General features: G+C 71.2%; 18 protein-coding genes. 8 read left to right on the top strand and 10 right to left on the bottom strand.

Going from position 1 to position 15,586, the window contains the following annotated elements; translation table 11 throughout:
• Window positions 1-109: 109 nt before the first annotated feature.
• From AC1P0E_RS27910 to AC1P0E_RS27890, 5 genes are all read left to right on the top strand, one after another.
• Window positions 110-1,114, top strand: coding sequence for a Gfo/Idh/MocA family protein (locus AC1P0E_RS27910; RefSeq protein ID WP_482744864.1), 1,005 nt, complete (start codon window positions 110-112; stop codon window positions 1,112-1,114).
• A complete protein-coding gene (locus tag AC1P0E_RS27905) occupies window positions 1,111-1,944 on the top strand; it encodes an alpha/beta fold hydrolase (protein WP_482744863.1) in 834 nt (277 codons plus the stop codon). The genes AC1P0E_RS27910 and AC1P0E_RS27905 overlap by 4 nt, the downstream gene beginning before the upstream one ends.
• A gap of 93 nt (window positions 1,945-2,037) precedes the next feature.
• Window positions 2,038-2,466, top strand: a complete 429-nt coding sequence (locus AC1P0E_RS27900) for a hypothetical protein (protein ID WP_482744862.1) — start codon at window positions 2,038-2,040, stop codon at window positions 2,464-2,466.
• On the top strand, window positions 2,460-2,696 hold the full coding sequence (locus tag AC1P0E_RS27895) for a helix-turn-helix transcriptional regulator (RefSeq protein ID WP_482744861.1): 237 nt from the start codon (window positions 2,460-2,462) through the stop codon (window positions 2,694-2,696). Before AC1P0E_RS27900 ends, AC1P0E_RS27895 begins: the two co-directional genes overlap by 7 nt.
• Entirely contained in the window at window positions 2,693-3,673 is a 981-nt protein-coding gene (locus tag AC1P0E_RS27890) for an NAD(P)-dependent alcohol dehydrogenase (RefSeq protein ID WP_482744860.1), read from the top strand. The genes AC1P0E_RS27895 and AC1P0E_RS27890 overlap by 4 nt, the downstream gene beginning before the upstream one ends.
• Here the strand turns inward: AC1P0E_RS27890 and AC1P0E_RS27885 are convergent.
• From AC1P0E_RS27885 to AC1P0E_RS27870, 4 genes are read right to left on the bottom strand one after another with little or no spacing between them, the layout of a single operon-like run.
• A complete protein-coding gene (locus AC1P0E_RS27885; RefSeq protein WP_482745926.1) occupies window positions 3,657-4,052 on the bottom strand; it encodes a PaaI family thioesterase in 396 nt (131 codons plus the stop codon). The genes AC1P0E_RS27890 and AC1P0E_RS27885 overlap by 17 nt on opposite strands.
• A 20-nt stretch (window positions 4,053-4,072) precedes the next feature.
• Complete coding sequence (locus AC1P0E_RS27880) at window positions 4,073-5,272, bottom strand: cytochrome P450 family protein (protein ID WP_482744859.1); 1,200 nt, start codon at window positions 5,270-5,272, stop codon at window positions 4,073-4,075.
• A 53-nt stretch (window positions 5,273-5,325) separates the two neighbouring features.
• On the bottom strand, window positions 5,326-6,000 hold the full coding sequence (locus tag AC1P0E_RS27875) for a response regulator (RefSeq protein ID WP_482744858.1): 675 nt from the start codon (window positions 5,998-6,000) through the stop codon (window positions 5,326-5,328).
• Window positions 5,997-7,211 carry a sensor histidine kinase gene (locus tag AC1P0E_RS27870; protein WP_482744857.1) on the bottom strand — a complete coding sequence of 405 codons (1,215 nt, stop codon included), beginning with the start codon at window positions 7,209-7,211 and terminating at the stop codon, window positions 5,997-5,999. Before AC1P0E_RS27870 ends, AC1P0E_RS27875 begins: the two co-directional genes overlap by 4 nt.
• A 145-nt stretch (window positions 7,212-7,356) precedes the next feature.
• On the opposite strand from AC1P0E_RS27870, the gene AC1P0E_RS27865 reads away from it, so the two are divergent.
• On the top strand, window positions 7,357-7,566 hold the full coding sequence (locus AC1P0E_RS27865; RefSeq protein WP_482744856.1) for a hypothetical protein: 210 nt from the start codon (window positions 7,357-7,359) through the stop codon (window positions 7,564-7,566).
• 22 nt (window positions 7,567-7,588) lie between these two features.
• On the opposite strand, the gene AC1P0E_RS27860 is transcribed toward AC1P0E_RS27865, so the two are convergent.
• Window positions 7,589-8,524, bottom strand: coding sequence for a DMT family transporter (locus AC1P0E_RS27860; RefSeq protein WP_482744855.1), 936 nt, complete (start codon window positions 8,522-8,524; stop codon window positions 7,589-7,591).
• 80 nt (window positions 8,525-8,604) lie between these two features.
• Window positions 8,605-9,222, bottom strand: a complete 618-nt coding sequence (locus AC1P0E_RS27855; protein ID WP_482744854.1) for a dihydrofolate reductase family protein — start codon at window positions 9,220-9,222, stop codon at window positions 8,605-8,607.
• A 174-nt stretch (window positions 9,223-9,396) separates the two neighbouring features.
• Here AC1P0E_RS27855 and AC1P0E_RS27850 point away from each other — a divergent pair, with 174 nt between their 5' ends.
• Window positions 9,397-10,137, top strand: a complete 741-nt coding sequence (locus tag AC1P0E_RS27850; protein ID WP_482744853.1) for an SDR family NAD(P)-dependent oxidoreductase — start codon at window positions 9,397-9,399, stop codon at window positions 10,135-10,137.
• A gap of 72 nt (window positions 10,138-10,209) precedes the next feature.
• Here the strand turns inward: AC1P0E_RS27850 and alc are convergent, their stop codons facing one another.
• Window positions 10,210-11,325: an allantoicase gene (gene alc / locus AC1P0E_RS27845; protein WP_482745925.1), complete on the bottom strand. Its 1,116-nt coding sequence runs from the start codon at window positions 11,323-11,325 to the stop codon at window positions 10,210-10,212.
• On the bottom strand, window positions 11,325-12,662 hold the full coding sequence (gene allB, locus AC1P0E_RS27840; RefSeq protein WP_482744852.1) for an allantoinase AllB: 1,338 nt from the start codon (window positions 12,660-12,662) through the stop codon (window positions 11,325-11,327). The genes alc and allB overlap by 1 nt, the downstream gene beginning before the upstream one ends.
• A gap of 332 nt (window positions 12,663-12,994) precedes the next feature.
• Between allB and AC1P0E_RS27835 the strand changes: the two genes are divergently transcribed.
• The gene (locus tag AC1P0E_RS27835) at window positions 12,995-13,804 is read left to right on the top strand and encodes an IclR family transcriptional regulator (RefSeq protein ID WP_482744851.1); all 810 of its coding nucleotides are present in this window, start codon (window positions 12,995-12,997) and stop codon (window positions 13,802-13,804) included.
• Here the strand turns inward: AC1P0E_RS27835 and AC1P0E_RS27830 are convergent, their stop codons facing one another.
• Entirely contained in the window at window positions 13,805-14,470 is a 666-nt protein-coding gene (locus AC1P0E_RS27830; protein WP_482744850.1) for an ABC transporter ATP-binding protein, read from the bottom strand.
• Complete coding sequence (locus AC1P0E_RS27825; RefSeq protein ID WP_482744849.1) at window positions 14,467-15,540, bottom strand: ABC transporter permease; 1,074 nt, start codon at window positions 15,538-15,540, stop codon at window positions 14,467-14,469. Before AC1P0E_RS27825 ends, AC1P0E_RS27830 begins: the two co-directional genes overlap by 4 nt.
• Window positions 15,541-15,586: the final 46 nt, after the last annotated feature.

Here is a 15,586-nt window from a genome sequence, read left to right as displayed (position 1 = left end):
TTCGACACGCCATTGAGCGTAACCCCAGGTAATGACTACTGGAAGTCCTGTAGTCAGGTTGTCAGGACATACCCTTGACAGGGCGGCGTGCATGGCGACACTTTGGGGCATGCGCATCGGACTCATCGGCACGGGACGTATCGGTTCTTTCCACGCTGACGTGCTCAGCCGCCATCGCGAAGTGGGTGCCCTGCTCGTCGCGGACACCGATGCCGCGCGGGCCGTCGCGGTCGCCGACCGGCTCGGCGCCACCGCCGCGCCCTCGGTCGAGGAGATCTTCGCCTGGGGCGTCGACGCCGTGGTCATCGCCTCCGCCACCTCGGCCCACGCCGAGCTGATCGGCCGGGCGGCGCGGGCCGGACTGCCCACCTTCTGCGAGAAGCCGATCGCGCTGGACCTGCCCGGGACACTGGGCGCGCTGCGGGAGGTCGACGCGGCGGGGACGGTGCTCCAGCTCGGCTTCATGCGCCGCTTCGACGCGGGTTACACGACGGCGCGCGAGCTCGTACGCTCCGGGAGCCTCGGCCGGCTGCACACCGTACGGGCGATGACCTCCGACCCGGCGCCGCCGCCCGCCGCGTATCTGCCGCTGTCCGGCGGACTCTTCCGGGACTGCCTGGTCCACGACTTCGACATCCTGCGCTGGGTGACGGGACGCGAGGTCGTCGAGGTGTACGCCGCCGGATCCGACGCGGGGCCCGCGATGTTCCGCGAGGCGGGCGACGTCGACACGGCCGCCGCGGTCCTCACCCTCGACGACGGCACGCTCGCCACCGCCACGGCCACCCGCTGCAACGGCGCCGGCTACGACGTACGGATGGAACTGGCCGGCGAGCTCGACCAGGTGTCGGTGGGCCTCGACGACCGTACGCCGATCACCTCGACCGAGCCGAAGGGGCCGCCGGCCTGCGATCAGCCGTGGCCCGGCTTCCTGGAGCGGTTCGCCCCGGCGTACGAGGCGGAACTGGACGCGTTCGTACGGGTCGCACTGGGAGAGCGGGACAACCCGTGCGACGGCCGGGAGGCGCTGCACGCGCTGCGGATCGCGGAGGCGTGCGAGCGCTCGCGCCGGGAACGGCGGCCGGTGCGGCTGGAGGAGATCCCGGCGTCATGACGCTGAAGGTGGACGACGGGGTGATGCTCTGGACGGCGAGAACCGGCGAGGGCGATCCGGTGATCCTCTGCCACGGCGGCCCCGGACTGTGGGACACGCTCGAGGACGTGGCCCGGCTGCTCGCGGACCGAGGAGCGGCCGTCCACCGCTGGGACCAGCGCGGCTGCGGACGCTCCGAGCGGCGCGGCCCGTATTCGGTGGCCAGGTCGGTGGCCGATCTCGACGCCGTACGCAGGCACTTCGGGCTGGAGACGGTGACTCTGCTCGGCCATTCCTGGGGCGCGCGGCTGTCCCTGTGCTACGCGCTCGCGCATCCGGAGCGGGTGAAGCGGCTGGTGTACGTGTCCGGCACGGGCATCGGGCCCGACTCCGGCTGGCATCCGGAGTTCGTCGGGAATCTGCGCGCCGCGATCGGCGAGCGGCTGCCCCGGTGGGAGGAGCTCAAGTCCCTGGGCCGGCGGACGGAGGCGGAGGAGCGCGAGATGTGTGTGCTCCAGTGGTCGGCGGACTTCGCGGGGCCGGACCGTGAGCGGGCGCTGCGGCTGGCCGACCGGATGGCCACGCCGTGGTTCGGCGTGAACTTCGAATGCAACGCGGAGATCAACGCCGAGACGCGGACGATGAGCGAGCATCAGCTCCACGCCGCCTGCGGTGGGTTGCGCATTCCGGTGGTCATCGTGGACGGCGCCGAGGACATCCGGCCGCGCGACGCCGTGGACTCGCTGGAGCAGGCCCTGCCGCAGGTCTCACGGGTGACGCTCGCGGGGGCGGGCCACATGCCGTGGGCGGAGCGCCCGGCCGAGTTCGCCGCGGCGGTGACGCAAGGCTGACCACCTCCGGACCTATGTAAAGAATGCTTGACTTCACGTCGAGACTGCTTGACACTCCACAGTGTCAACAATTCTTTACAAGGGGGAGCGCGAGTGGCATTCGAAGAAAAACGGGCCTGGAGCATGGTCCTGGTCACGATCGCGTCGTACGCGGTGTATTTGGCCGTCGTCCTCGGGCGGCCCGGAGACGCGCCCCTCGCCGAGACGCCCTATGTGTCCGCGCTGCTGTGGACGGTCGGCGCGGCGATCGCCGCGTCCATCGTGCTCCACACCGCGCTGGCGACGTTCTCTCCCGAGGACGCGAACACCAAGGACCAGCGCGACCGGGAGATCCACCGGTTCGGAGAGCACGTCGGGCAGTCGTTCGTCGTGATCGGCGGCGTGGCGGGGCTCGCCCTGGCCATGGCGGGTCTCGACCAGTTCTGGATCGCCAACGCGATCTACCTGGCGTTCGTCCTGTCGTCGATCCTCGGATCCGCGACGAAGATCGTCTCGTACCGGCTGGGCTTCCACCCGTGGTGAAGCCGACCAGTGTCACCAACACGATCCGAGCCCTGCGCTTCGCCCACGGCGAGATGACGCAGGCCGAGCTGGCCGGCCGCATCGGCGTGTCCCGCCAGACGGTCATCGCCATCGAGCAGGGCCGCTACTCGCCCTCTCTGGAGATGGCCTTCCAGATCGCCCGCGCATTCGGTGTACCGCTCGACGAAGTGTTCCAGTACCCCCAGAACAACGCGGGAGAGTCCCCATGAAGGCCATCACCCACGCCACCTACGGACCTCCGTCAGTACTGCGCCTGGAAGAGATCGAGCAGCCCGTGCCCGGCAGCGGCGAGGTACTCGTACGGGTCCACGCGGCCGGCGTCGACCCGGGCGTCTGGCACCTCACGGCGGGCATGCCGTACCTGATCCGCGCCATGGGCTTCGGTCTGCGGGCACCCAAGGACCGCGTGCGGGGCCAGGACCTCGCGGGACGCGTGGAGGCCGTCGGCCCGGACGTCACCCGCTTCCGGCCGGGCGACGAGGTGTACGGCACCTGCGACGGGTCGTTCGCCGAGTACGCGTGCGCCAAGGAGGACAACATCGCGCGCAAGCCGGCCAATCTCACCTTCGAACAGGCGGCCGCCGTTCCGGTTTCGGCCGTCACCGCCCTCCAGGCCGTACGCGACGCCGGGCGACTGCAAGCCGGGCAGCGCGTCCTGGTCATCGGCGCGGGCGGCGGGACCGGCCACTTCGCCGTACAGCTCGCCAAGGCCTTCGGAGCCCACGTCACCGGTGTCTGCAGCACCGCCAAAACCGACCTGGTCCGCTCCCTGGGCGCCGACGAGGTCATCGACTACACCCGCGAGGACCCCACCGACGGCGACCGCCGCTACGACCTCGTCCTCGACACCGCCGGCAACCGCCCGCTCTCCCGGCTCCGCCGCGTCCTCACCCCGCGCGGCACCCTCGTCATCATCGGCGGCGAGGGCGGCGGCGACTGGATCGGCGGCAACGACCGGCAGTTGCGGGCGCTGCTGGTGTCGCCGTTCACCGGCCGGCGGCTGCGCGGGCTCGCCGTCATGAACCTGCACCACAGCGACCTGGAGCTCCTCGCGGAGATGATCGAGGCGGGCTCGGTGACCCCGGTCGTCGACCGTACGTACCCGCTGGCCGATGTCCCCGAGGCCATCGATTACCTGATGGCGGGTCATGTGCTGGGCAAGATCGCCATCACGGTGTCGCCGTGAGCACCGTCCCCTGCGCGACCGCGCACAGCGTCTCGTCGCCCGCCTCGTCGCGGACGTAGAGGTCGCAGCGGCACACCGCCTGCCGGCGGCCGCCGTGCACGACGACGGCACGGGCGATCAGCCTCGCGCCGCTCGCGGGGCGTACGTACTGGATGGAGAAGCCGCCGGTGAGGACGGCGGGGCCGAGCGCCGCTCCGCCCGCGAAGGTGAGGGCGTTGTCGGCGGCGTACGCCAGGACTCCCCCGTGCAGGAAACCGTTCTGCTGGAGCAGTTCGTCACGGATGTCCACCTCCAGTACGGCCGCACCGTCCCCGAACGCGGTGATCCGCGCACCGAGCAGCCGGCTGAAGGGCTGGCTGTCGAGGACCTTCTGAGCCATGTCCAGGCCGAAGCCGGCGCTCACCACCGCACCGGCAGACGTCGTACGCCCCGCATGAGCAGCCCCGGCAGCCAGTCCAGAGGTCCGCCGTCCGGGTCGAGCGCGAGGTCCGGACAGCGTTCGAGGAGCGTACGGACGGCGATGCGGCCCTCCATGCGGGCCAGTGGCGCTCCCAGGCAGAAGTGCAAGCCGTGTCCGAAGGCGAGATGCCCCGGCCCCTTGCCCGTAACCGCTGTGCGCGTGATGTCGAAGCGGTCCGGGTCGGGGAAGCGGGCGGCGTCACGGTCCCCGGCGGCGAGCGAGACGAGGACCGGCTCGCCGGCCGGAATGACGACGTCGCCGACCTCGAAGGGCTCGCGGGTGAAGCGGAAGGTGGCATTCTCCACCGGACCGTCGTAGCGCAGCATCTCTTCGACCGCGCCGTCGATGAGTGCGAAGTCGGCCCGGAGGGCTGCCAGTTGACCGGGGTGGGCGAGGAGGGCCCGTATCCCGTTGGAGATCAGGTTGACGGTCGTCTCGTGGCCGGCGATGAGCAGCAGGAAGGCCATGCCGATGAGTTCGTCGGGGGCCAGCCGGTCGCCGTCCTCGGCCTGGGTCCTGATGAGCGCGCTCAGCAGGTCGTCGCCGGGCGCGGACGAGCGCTTGTCCTCGACGAGTTCGGCGAGATACGCCCCCATGGCCTGTACGGCCGCACCCTCCGCTTCGGCGCCGGTCGGCGCGACGATCTCGTTGGACCAGCCGCGGAAGGAGGCCCGGTCGAGGTCGGGAACGCCGAGGAGTTCGCAGATGACGGTCATCGGCAACGGGAAGGCGAGCGCCTCGACGAGGTCGGCCGTACGGCTGCCTCCGGCCGTCATCGCGTCCAGCAGTTCGTCCGTGATGCGCTGGACCTCCGGCCGCAGCGCCTCGATCCGGCGAGACGTGAATTCCCTTGCGACGAGCCGCCGCAGCCTCGTGTGATGGGGCGGGTCGGTCTCCAGCATGTTGGCGTTGATGGGATTGGCGGTCGCCTCCCACAGGCCCGAGGTCTGCCAGTCCTTGCTGAGCCTCGGGTCGGCGAGCGCCCGCCGCGCCTCGTCGTGGCCGACGATCAGCCACGCGTGCTCGACATCGTCCGTCCGGATCCGGTGGACGGGACCGGTCTCGCGCAATTTCGCGTAGTACGGATAAGGATCCGCCGCGAACTCCGCGGCGTGCCCCCTGAGATCGACGACTGTCATGCTCCCCCGCCTCTCTGCGCCCTGCCCTGCTGCTCGTGCTGGCTGCTCCTCGGTCAGCCTACGTCGCCGCCCTCGTCGAGGAGGCCCGCGTCATGCACCAACAGCGCGATCTGGACACGGTTGTTGAGGCCGAGCTTGGCCAGCACGCGCGACACATGGGTCTTGACGGTCGGCACGCTCATGTAGAGCGCCGCGGCGATCTCCGCGTTGGACTGTCCCCGGCCGACGGCGACCGCGACCTCCCGCTCACGCTCGGCGAGTCGGCCGATGCGGCGCGTGGCCGTGGGCCTGCGGGGGTCGGCGGATTCCTCGGCGACATGGGCCATCAGCCGGCGTGTGACCGCCGGGGAGAGTACCGGGTCGCCCGCCGCGACCCGCCGTACCGACTCGACGATCTGCGCGGGGGGAGTGTCCTTCAGTACGAACCCGGCGGCGCCCGCCCGCAGGGCCCGCAGCACCTGTTCGTCGGCGTGGAAGGTGGTGAGGACTACGACTTCGGGGGCGTCGGCGCGTCGGCGCAGTACCTCGGTCGCCGCGAGGCCGTCCATGACGGGCATCCGGATGTCCATGAGGACCACGTCGGGGTGGTGCAGCTCGGTCATCGACACGGCCTCGGCGCCGTCCGCCGCCTCCCCCACGATCTCGATGTCCTCGGCCCCGCCGAGCATGAAGGTGAGCCCGGCCCGTACGAGCGGGTCGTCGTCGACGATGAGCAGCCTGATGGTCATGCCGCCCACGGTAGCCAGGCACCGATCCGGAACCCGCCGTCGGCGGTGGATCCGTGCTCCAGGCGCCCGCCGGCGAGCGTGGCCCTTTCGGTCAGGCCGATGAGGCCCTGGCCCGAGCCGGGTACGGACGGGGCGTCGCGCTCGGGGGTCGGATTGCGGACGTCGACGGTGAGGCCGTCGCCGCGTGCGCCGGCCACCGTCACGGTGACTTCGGCGCCGGGTGCGTGCTTGCGGGCGTTGGTCAGGCCCTCCTGGGCGATGCGGTACACGTTGCGGCCGGTGGCGGCAGGCACCTCCTGGGGCCGGACGATGCGGTTGTCGAGGGTGACCTTCATGCCGGCCTCGCGGGACTCGGCGACGAGCGCGTCGAGCGTCGCGAGCGTGGGCTGCGGCCGGTGCTCTTCGCCGACGGCCGGTCCGCGCAGTACGCCGATGACGTCACGCAGGTCGTTGAGCGCCTCGTGCGCGCTGTCTCGGATGACCCCGGCGGCGCGGGCGACCTCGGCGGGCGGGGCGTCCGGGCGGAATTCGAGAGCGCCGGCGTGGACGCTGAGCAGGGTGAGCCGGTGGGCCAGTACGTCGTGCATCTCGCGCGCGACGGCCTCGCGGGCCAGGCGCTGCGCCTGCTCGGCGCGGAGCGCTGCCTCGGCCTCGGCGCGGCGGGCACGGTCGCGCAGCGAGACGACGAGCTGTCGGCGGGAGCGTACGAACATGCCCCACCCGATGATCAGCAGCACGATCACCACGGTCGCGACGAGGGAGACCCGGAGGGAGACGGTGGGATCGGGGCGCAGGACCGCCTGGAGCAGGCCGCCGACGGTCGCGGCGGAGCCGACCGCCGCGACCGTCTTGAACGGCCGGTGCACGGTGAGGGTGAACAGCGCGACGACCATGGCGCCGGAGGCGACGGGCGCCACCGTCGAAACGACCACGAGCGTGACGGCGAGGGCGACGGGCCGGCGACGCCGCAGCCAGAGCGCGCAGCAGGCTGCGGCGCCCACGAGCTGGTCCAGGAGGACGATGTAGTCGGGATTGCCGACGCTGTCGGCGACGTCGGCCGCGCCGATCCCGACGAGAGCGGCGCAGAGGAACATGAGGATGTCGACGAACCAGTCCCGCGGAGTACGGCGCGGCCGTCTGCCCCGGTCCCCCGGCAGATCGGGACCGGCCATCGCCGAGGGCAGCAGCCAGCGGTACTCCTGATCGGTCATGTCGACAAAGCTACGCAGGCTCAGGCGGTTGCGAAGCGCCGTAACGGCGTTCAGCGACCAAAGTCGCGCGGCCTCAGACTTTCGGCGCACCGTCCGAGCCCGACGGCCGACGCGGCGGGGCGGCCGTCGGCGCGACGATCGGCGCATGAAGAAGATTCTTGAGGTGGCGGGGTTCGTGCTGTTCGTGGCGGGTGCGTCGGACCTGGTGCACGAGGTCACCGGGTGGATGCCGAAGTTCTTCGGTTTCTTGCGGCTGCTGCCGTTCCTGGACGGCTACGAGGTCTACACGAACATCGTGCTGGCGGTGGTGGGCGTAGCCCTGATGGCCTCGGCGGACCGCTTCCGGCGGGTGTAGGGCCCTTCGGGGCGCCGGTCTCCTACGCCCGCACCGCCCGGCGGCCCCACGTCGTGCCGGCCAGTACCAGTACGCCGCCCACGATGCCCAGCGTGCCCAGTCGTTCGCCGCCGATCGCGATGCCGGCCGCCGCCGCCCACAGCGGTTCCGTGCCGAGGAGAAGGCTGACGCGGGACGGGGAGGTCCGGCGTACCGCCCACATCTGCACGAAGAAGGCGAAGAGCGTGCAGAAGACGGAGAGGAAGACCAGCCCCGCCCACTCGCGCGGCCCGAAGCCCGCCGCGACGGTCCAGGGTGCGGGCCCGGTGCCGGGAGCGGCCGCCAGTACCGCGAAAACGGCTACCGCGCTGCCCAGTTGAACCGTCGTGAGCGACAGAGCGTCCGCGCCCTGGACGGACTTGGTGCGGGCCATCGCGAGCACGTGCACGGTTCGGGCGAGCGCCGCCAGCAGCATCAGCAGGTCGCCGAGCGAAGGCGTCGTGAAGCCGCCGCCCTGGGTCAGCAGCACCACCCCGGCCACCGAGAGCCCCGCCGCGCCCAGGAAGGCGCGGGGCGGCGGGGTCCGCGTCACCACGGCCTCGGCGAGCGGGGTGAAGATCATGGTGAGGCTGATGATGAGCCCGGCGTTGGTCGCCGAGGTGTGCACGACGCCGTACGTCTCCAGCAGGAAGATCACGCTCAGTACGAGCCCGAGCGTCCCCGCGCCGCGCCACTGGGCGGCGCTCAGCGCGCGCAGCTTCCGCCGGCCGACGACGACGAGCACGGGCAGCACCATGGCGAAACGCAGGACCAGGACGGCCACCACGGTCTGCGCGGTGGTGATCTCCTTGGCCGCGAGATAGCTCGCGCCCCACACGACCGCGACCAGCAGGACGGGCAGGTCGGTGAGCCAGGCCGCCCGGCCGGGCGGCGCGAGTGCGGATGCGGGTACGGCGGTCGGCGATGATGCGGCGGCCACAGGCGCGGTCTCCCCCGGGAAGGGTGGTGTGGAGACTTCGGCGGCTCGCACGCGGAGTGATCACCGTACCGGCGCGGAGGTCACTGGTCGAGCTCGAAAGTGCCGTACGACGGCCTGCCGACGGGCCGGTAGGTGTGGATGGCGATCCCCGCCCCGGTGGTGCTGCTGTCGGCGAGTTCGAAGGAGGTCGGCAGGCCGCCGTCGGCGAACAGCCGCCGTCCCGCGCCGAGGACCACGGGGTAGGTCAACAGGTTGTACTCGTCAATGAGGTCGTGCCGCATCAGGGACTGGGCGAGCACGCCGCTGCCGTGGATCTGGAGCTCACGGCCGGGTTGCTTCCTCAGCCGCGAGACCTCTTCCACGATGTCGCCGGAGATGACGGTGGAGTTGTTCCAGTCGGCCTTGTCCAGGGTCGTGGAGGCGACGTACTTGGGGAGGTTGTTGAGGCGGCTCGCGACCGGGTCGTTCTCGTCGGTGACTTTCGGCCAGTAGCTCGCGAAGATCTCGTACGTACGCCTGCCGAGCAGGAACGCGTCGACGCGGTCGAACACGCCGGTGATGAAACGGCCCATGCCTTCGTCGGCGAACGGAACCAGCCAGCCGCCCTGCTCGAAGCCGCCGCTGGTGTCCTCCGCCGTGCCGCCCGGGGCCTGCATGACGCCGTCGAGCGTGAGGAACGTGGTGAGCGTGATCTTCATGACCGAAGCCCTCTCTTCGTAGGTGTCACCAGCTCTGACTCCACGCTTCCACGGAACTCATCGGTGGAGTCGGACACCGCGTCCGTTTGCCGCCAGCGCGGGCCGCCCGCCACCGGTTTCCTTGAATCCGCAACCACCACTGCGGACAGCCAACACAGGAAAGAGGCAGCCGACATGGCTTCACTGAACGGCAGGACGGCTCTGGTCACCGGCGGCAGCCGCGGCATCGGCGCGGCGATCGCCCTGCGGCTGGCGCAGGACGGCGCCGACGTGGCCATCACGTACGTACAGGGCGAGCAGGCCGCCCACGACGTCGTCCAGAAGATCGAAGCGGCCGGAAGGCGCGGCATCGCGCTGCGCGCCGACGCGGCGGACCCGGCGGCGGTCACCGCCGTCGTGGGCCGCGCCGCCGACGAACTGGGCCGGCTCGACATCCTGGTCAACAACGCCGGCGTCGGCGTACTCGGCCCGATCGGCACCCTGACGCTCGCGGACGTCGACCAGGTCCTGGCCGTGAACGTACGCGCGGTCTTCCTGGCCTCGCAGGCCGCGGCCGCGAGGATGGAACGCGGCGGCCGGATCATCTCCACCGGCAGCTGCATGAGCGAGCGCGTGCCGGGCCCCGGCGGGACGCTCTACACGATGAGCAAGGCCGCGCTGACCGGCCTGACGAAAGCCCTGGCACGCGAGCTGGGCAGCCGGGGCATCACGGCCAACCTCGTCCACCCGGGCCCGATCGACACGGACATGAACCCGGCGGACGGCCCGTACGCGGCGCCGCAGGGTGAGATGACAGCGCTCGGCCGCTTCGGCACTCCGGACGAAGTGGCGTCGCTGGTCGCGTACCTGGCGAGCGACGAGGCCGCCTACATGACGGGCTCCGACGTGCTGGTGGACGGCGGCCACGCCGCCTGACACAGACGGGAACGGAGTGCATCGGGGCCGTCGCGTCCCGGTGCACTCCGCGTCATTGGTCCCGCGGTGGCGTCAGCCGCCCAGTTCCTGATGACGGGCCGCCAGCCGCGACGTGCCCGCCTCCGTCAGGGAGCCGAAGAGGCGCAGGCGGGATATGCCGCCGTCCGGGAAGATGTCCATCCGGATCTCGGTGGCCGCCGGGGCCGCGTCCAGCACGAAACGGTGGTTCGTGTCGGGCTGGAGCCGGGTCCGGGGCAGGATCTCGGTCCAGTCACCATCGGCCCCGTCGCGCACCGAGAGCGTCGCCCAGCCCGCCGAGTTGCCCTTGAGGTACGCCGTGTCGATCTCGACGGCGCGGATCTCGGCCTGCTCCACCAGGTGGTAGTGGATCCAGTCGTTGCCCTTGTCGCGGCGGCGGCGGGTCTCCCAGCCGTCGTCCATCTTGTGCGAGCGGCCCGGCTGGATGGTGTTGGTGGCCGGGGAGTAGAAGCGGTCGGAGGCGTCCTCGACCCGGCCGCCGCTCTCCAGGGCGACGAGGTCGAACGTACCGAGGGTGGCCAGCCAGGCCGGGTCGGGTGCGACCTCGCCGTAGACGCGCAGGCGGGCGATGCCGCCGTCGGGGTGCTGGTTGACCCGCAGGTGGGTGAAGCGCTGCTCGACGTCGACGGCGAAGCCGTTGGCCGCGTGGCCGCCGACTGCCGTACGGGGTACGAGAGTCACCCACTTCACGTCACCGGAGAGGAGCTCGTCGGGGGAGGGCGAGCCGGGCACCGAGGTGGCCTCGACCGAGACCGCCTGCGGGTAGTTGCCGCGGAAGTGGGCGGTGTCGATGACGACTCCGCGTACGACACCGGGCGCCCCGAGCCGTACGAGGGCCCAGTCGTGGTCCTCGTCGGTCGGGTGGGGCTGCTGGGCGCTGACGCCACGGCGGCGGCGGGTCTCCCAGCCGTCCATGATCTTGCCCTTGTGGCCGAAGTGCTCGGGGTCGAACTCCGCCGCCCCGGGCCGCAGCATGTTCTCGCGCTCGGCGAAGAACTCGTCGTTGGCGGCGATCACGCCCGCGCCGAGCCGCCGGTCGGCGAGGTCGGCGAAGTGCGTGAAGGGGAAGTCGGCGGTGCGGTAGTCGGCGTACGGGTCGCCGCCGCCGTACGGGTTCGCGTCACCGGTGAAAGAGGGGGTCGCCACGATCAGTTGTTCCTTTCGAGCAGCCGGCCGGTCGGCTCGGCCAGGGTGCCGTTGTCGGCGATACGTACGCCGCGCAGCCATGTCGACTTGACGACGCCGTGCAGGGTCTTGCCCGCGTACGCCGTGACCTGGTTGCGGTGGTGCAGCTCCGCCGGGTCGACGGTGAAGGTCTCGTCGGGGGCGAGGACGGCGAAGTCGGCGTCGCGGCCGGCTTCGATGGCGCCCTTCTGCGACAGGCCTGCCAGCTCCGCGGGCGCGGCGGACATCCAGCGCACCACGTCCTCCAGCGAGTGGCCGCGGCGCCGGGCCTCGGTCCAGATCGCCGGGAGGCCCAGCTGGAGGGAGGAGATCCCGCCCCACGCGGACGCGAAGTCCGGCGTCTTCAGATCCGTCGTGCAGGGCGAGTGGTCGGAGACGATGCAGTCGATCGTGCCGTCCGCGAGCCCCTCCCACAGCGCGTCCTGGTTCTCGGCCTCACGGATCGGCGGGCAGCACTTGAACTCTGTTGCCCCGTCCGGGACTTCCTCGGCCGTGAGGGTGAGGAAGTGCGGGCAGGACTCGACGGTGACGCGTACGCCGTCACGCTTGGCGGCGGCGATCAGCGGCAGCGCGTCCGAGGACGACAGGTGCAGCACGTGAACGCGGGCGCCGAGGCGCTTGGCGTGCGCGATCAGGCCCTCGATCGCGGTGTTCTCGGCGTCGCGCGGCCGGGAGGCGAGGAAGTCGGCGTACGCCGGACCGCTCTTCTGCGGGGCGGTCTCCAGGTGGTGCGGGTCCTCGGCGTGGACGATCAGCTGACCGCCGAAGCCGGTGATCTCGGCCATCGACCGGGCGAGCTGCTCCTGGTCGAGCTCGGGGAACTCCTCCACACCGGAGGGCGAAAGGAAGCACTTGAAACCGAAGACGCCGGCGTCGTACAGCGGACGCAGGTCCTTCACGTTGGACGGGAGCGCACCGCCCCAGAAGCCGACGTCGATGTGCGCCTTGCTGCGGGCGACGTCCTGCTTGGTGCGCAGGTTGTCGACGGTGGTCGTCGGCGGCAGGGAGTTCAGCGGCATGTCGAGGAGCGTGGTGATGCCGCCCGCCGCCGCGGCGCGGGTGGCGGTCCAGAAGCCCTCCCACTCGGCGCGGCCCGGGTCGTTCACGTGGACGTGCGTGTCGACGAGGCCGGGGAGCAGGACGTCGTCCCCGAAGTCCTCCAGCCGGGCCCCGGCCGTCACCTCGGCGTCGTACGGCAGCACAGCCGTGATCTTCCCGGCGGCGACGGCCACCGATGCGGCGCGCGTCCCCTCGGGGGTGATGACGCGCGTCGAGCGCAGTACCAGGTCCACGTCGGACACCCTGTCCCTCACTTCCGTGCCAAAAAACAAGGCTATGAAATTCAACGAACTGTTGAAGGAGTCTTCACTCCGGCACCCTCCCCGTCAAGACTCCCCCAGACCGCCCGGACCGCGACCCACGGAATTTAGAGGTTTCCATGAAGTGGAAGCATAATTTCGAGTAGCAGAAGGTAGCTACCCACAGGGCTGCGGCGGAGGATCTTCGGAAGTGACGGCCGACACAGGGACAAACGCCCTCTGACCGGCGGGGACGTCTTGACGCAGACCGTGTGCTCCGCGCAGGCGGCGGGTAGGCTGCTGCCTTGCCCATCCGCCTCGAAAGGACCGTTGACGTGCCGTCGTCCAACGCCACCACCGACGCTTCAAAATCTGCTGCGCCCAGCGGTGGTGTCCAGTCCCTTGAGCGCGCCTTCGACCTGCTGGAGCGGATGGCCGACGCGGGCGGCGAGGTCGGACTCAGCGAGCTCTCGGCCAGCAGCGGTCTGCCGTTGCCCACGATCCACCGGCTGATGCGCACGCTGGTCGCCTGCGGTTACGTACGCCAGCAGACGAACCGCCGCTACTCGCTCGGCCCGCGCCTGATCCGCCTCGGCGAGAGCGCGTCCCGGCTGCTCGGCACCTGGGCCCGCCCGTACCTCCAGCGCCTGGTCGAGGAGACCGGCGAGACCGCGAACATGGCGCTGCTCGACGGCGACGAGATCGTGTACGTCGCCCAGGTCCCCTCGAAGCACTCGATGCGGATGTTCACCGAGGTCGGCCGCCGGGTCCTCCCGCACTCCACGGGCGTCGGCAAGGCGCTCCTCGCGCACACCGCGCCGGAGGAGGTGCGCGCACTGCTCGCCCGTACGGGCATGCCGACCGCCACCGAGAAGACGATCACCACTCCCGAGGGCTTCCTGGACGCCCTGGAGCAGGTCCGCAGGGCCGGTTACGCCGTGGACGACGGCGAGCAGGAGATCGGCGTCCGCTGCCTGGCGGTCCCGGTGCCCAACTCACCGACCGCCGCGGCCATCTCCATCTCCGGCCCGGCGGGCCGGGTCACCGAGGCGGCGACCTTGAAGATCGTCCCGATACTCCAGGAAGTCGCCCAGGACCTGTCGGTCGTGCTCACCAACAACGGCAACAACGGCTCGCAGGGCTGATCACAGCACGCGGCCGTCGGCCATCGTCACCACGGCGTCCATCCGCTCCAGGTGCGCCCGGTCGTGCGTGACCAGCACCGTCGCCGTGCCGCGCTCACGCGTCAGCCCGACCAGCAGGTCGAGCACCTCCGCGCCCCGCTCGTGGTCCAGGGCGCTGGTCGGCTCGTCGACCAGCAGGACCGCCGGTTCGTTCATCAGCGCGCGGGCGATGTTCACCCGCTGGCGCTGACCGCCGGACAGCTGGTGCGGCCGACGGCCGGCCTTGTCGGCGAGGCCCACCGCGTCCAGCAACTCCAACGCGCGGTCGCGGGCCTGCCGGGCCGCTCGCCCCGAGAGGTGGGCCATCACCTGGAGCTGCTCGGCCGAGGTGAGCGACGGCAGCAGGTTCGGCTGCTGGAAGACGATGCCGATACGGGTCCGCCGCAGCTCCGCCCGCTCGGCCCGGCTCAGGGGGCCCGTGTCCGTACCGTCGACGACCACCGTGCCCCGGTCCGGCGCTACGAGCGTCGCGGCGACGGCGAGCAGGCTGGACTTGCCGGAGCCGGACGGTCCGACGACGGCGGTGAGCGAACCCGCGGCGACATCGAGAGCGATGTCGTCGAGGGCGGTCAGCCGGGAGTCGCCGTCGGGGTAGGTGAGGGTCACTTCCGTGAGGGACAGGGTCATCGGGCGCTCCCGAGGGCGACGAGGGGATCGACGGCGGTGATGCGCCGGACGGACAGTGCGGCGCCGACCACCCCGAGGGCGATTATCACGGCGGCCGGGACGAGCAGCGTCGCCGGTTCGAGTACGAACGGGACCGCTCCGGTGACGGCCCCGCCGATGAGCGTGGCGAGTGCGGTGCCCAGGAACGTACCGGCGCAGAGCATCAGGACGGCCTGGCCGAGCGCGTCGCGCAGCAGGTACGGCGTGGAGGCGCCGAGCGCCTTCAAAACCGCGATGTCACCGCTGCGCTGAATCGTCCACACAGTAAAAAAGGCGCCGACGACGAGCGCCGAGATGACGAAGAGGAAGCCGCGCATCAGCTGGAGCGAACCGTTCTCCGCCTCGTAGGAGGCCAGCGCGCTCAGCGAGCCGTCGAGGGTGCGGGTCTCGGTGCCCGCCGCCTTGTCGCCCGCCGCGAGGTCCGCGCCCTCCCCGGTGGTCAGGGCGACGACAGTGGCCTGCTCCCCTCCACCGTTGCCGAGCCGCTGCCAGTCGTCGAGCGAGGCCCACACCACAGGCGTATGGCTGTACGAATCCTCCCCCTCAACCGCAGCAACAATCGACTCCACATCACCGATCCGCACCGTGTCACCGACCCCGGCGCCCAGGTCCTCGGCCGCCCGCACGGACAGCACGACCCGCCCGGACCCGAAGCCCTTGACGGCCGGCGCCAGTCCCGACCCGGGCTCGGCGCCGAACACCGACACGGCGGCCGTCCGCTCCCCCGCGCCCGCATTGGTCGTACGAATACCGAGCGGCTCGGCGGCGGTGATGCCGGGCTGCCGGCCCCACTTCCGCCAGACGCTCTCGGCCACCGAGGAATTGGTGAACGACACCTGCTGCCCCTCGGGCGGCCGGTCGAAGGCCAGCCGGTCGGTCGGCAGCGAGGTGATGGCCGAGGTATTGTCCCTGGCCAGCCCGGCGGTGAGGCCGGACAGCAGCCCGACGAGCAGCGTGATCAGTACCACGACCGTGCCCATGAGCGCGAACCGGCCCTTGGCGAACCGGAGGTCTCTCCATGCGACAAACATGTTTCCAGCCTGGCCAAGGGGGCGCGCGAAGGCATCGCGCCACGGA

Source organism: Streptomyces sp. TRD_SC_5, from assembly GCF_056836825.1.
The sequence above is the reverse complement of the archived record's forward strand: the minus strand, read 5'-3'. Positions and strand labels throughout refer to the sequence as shown.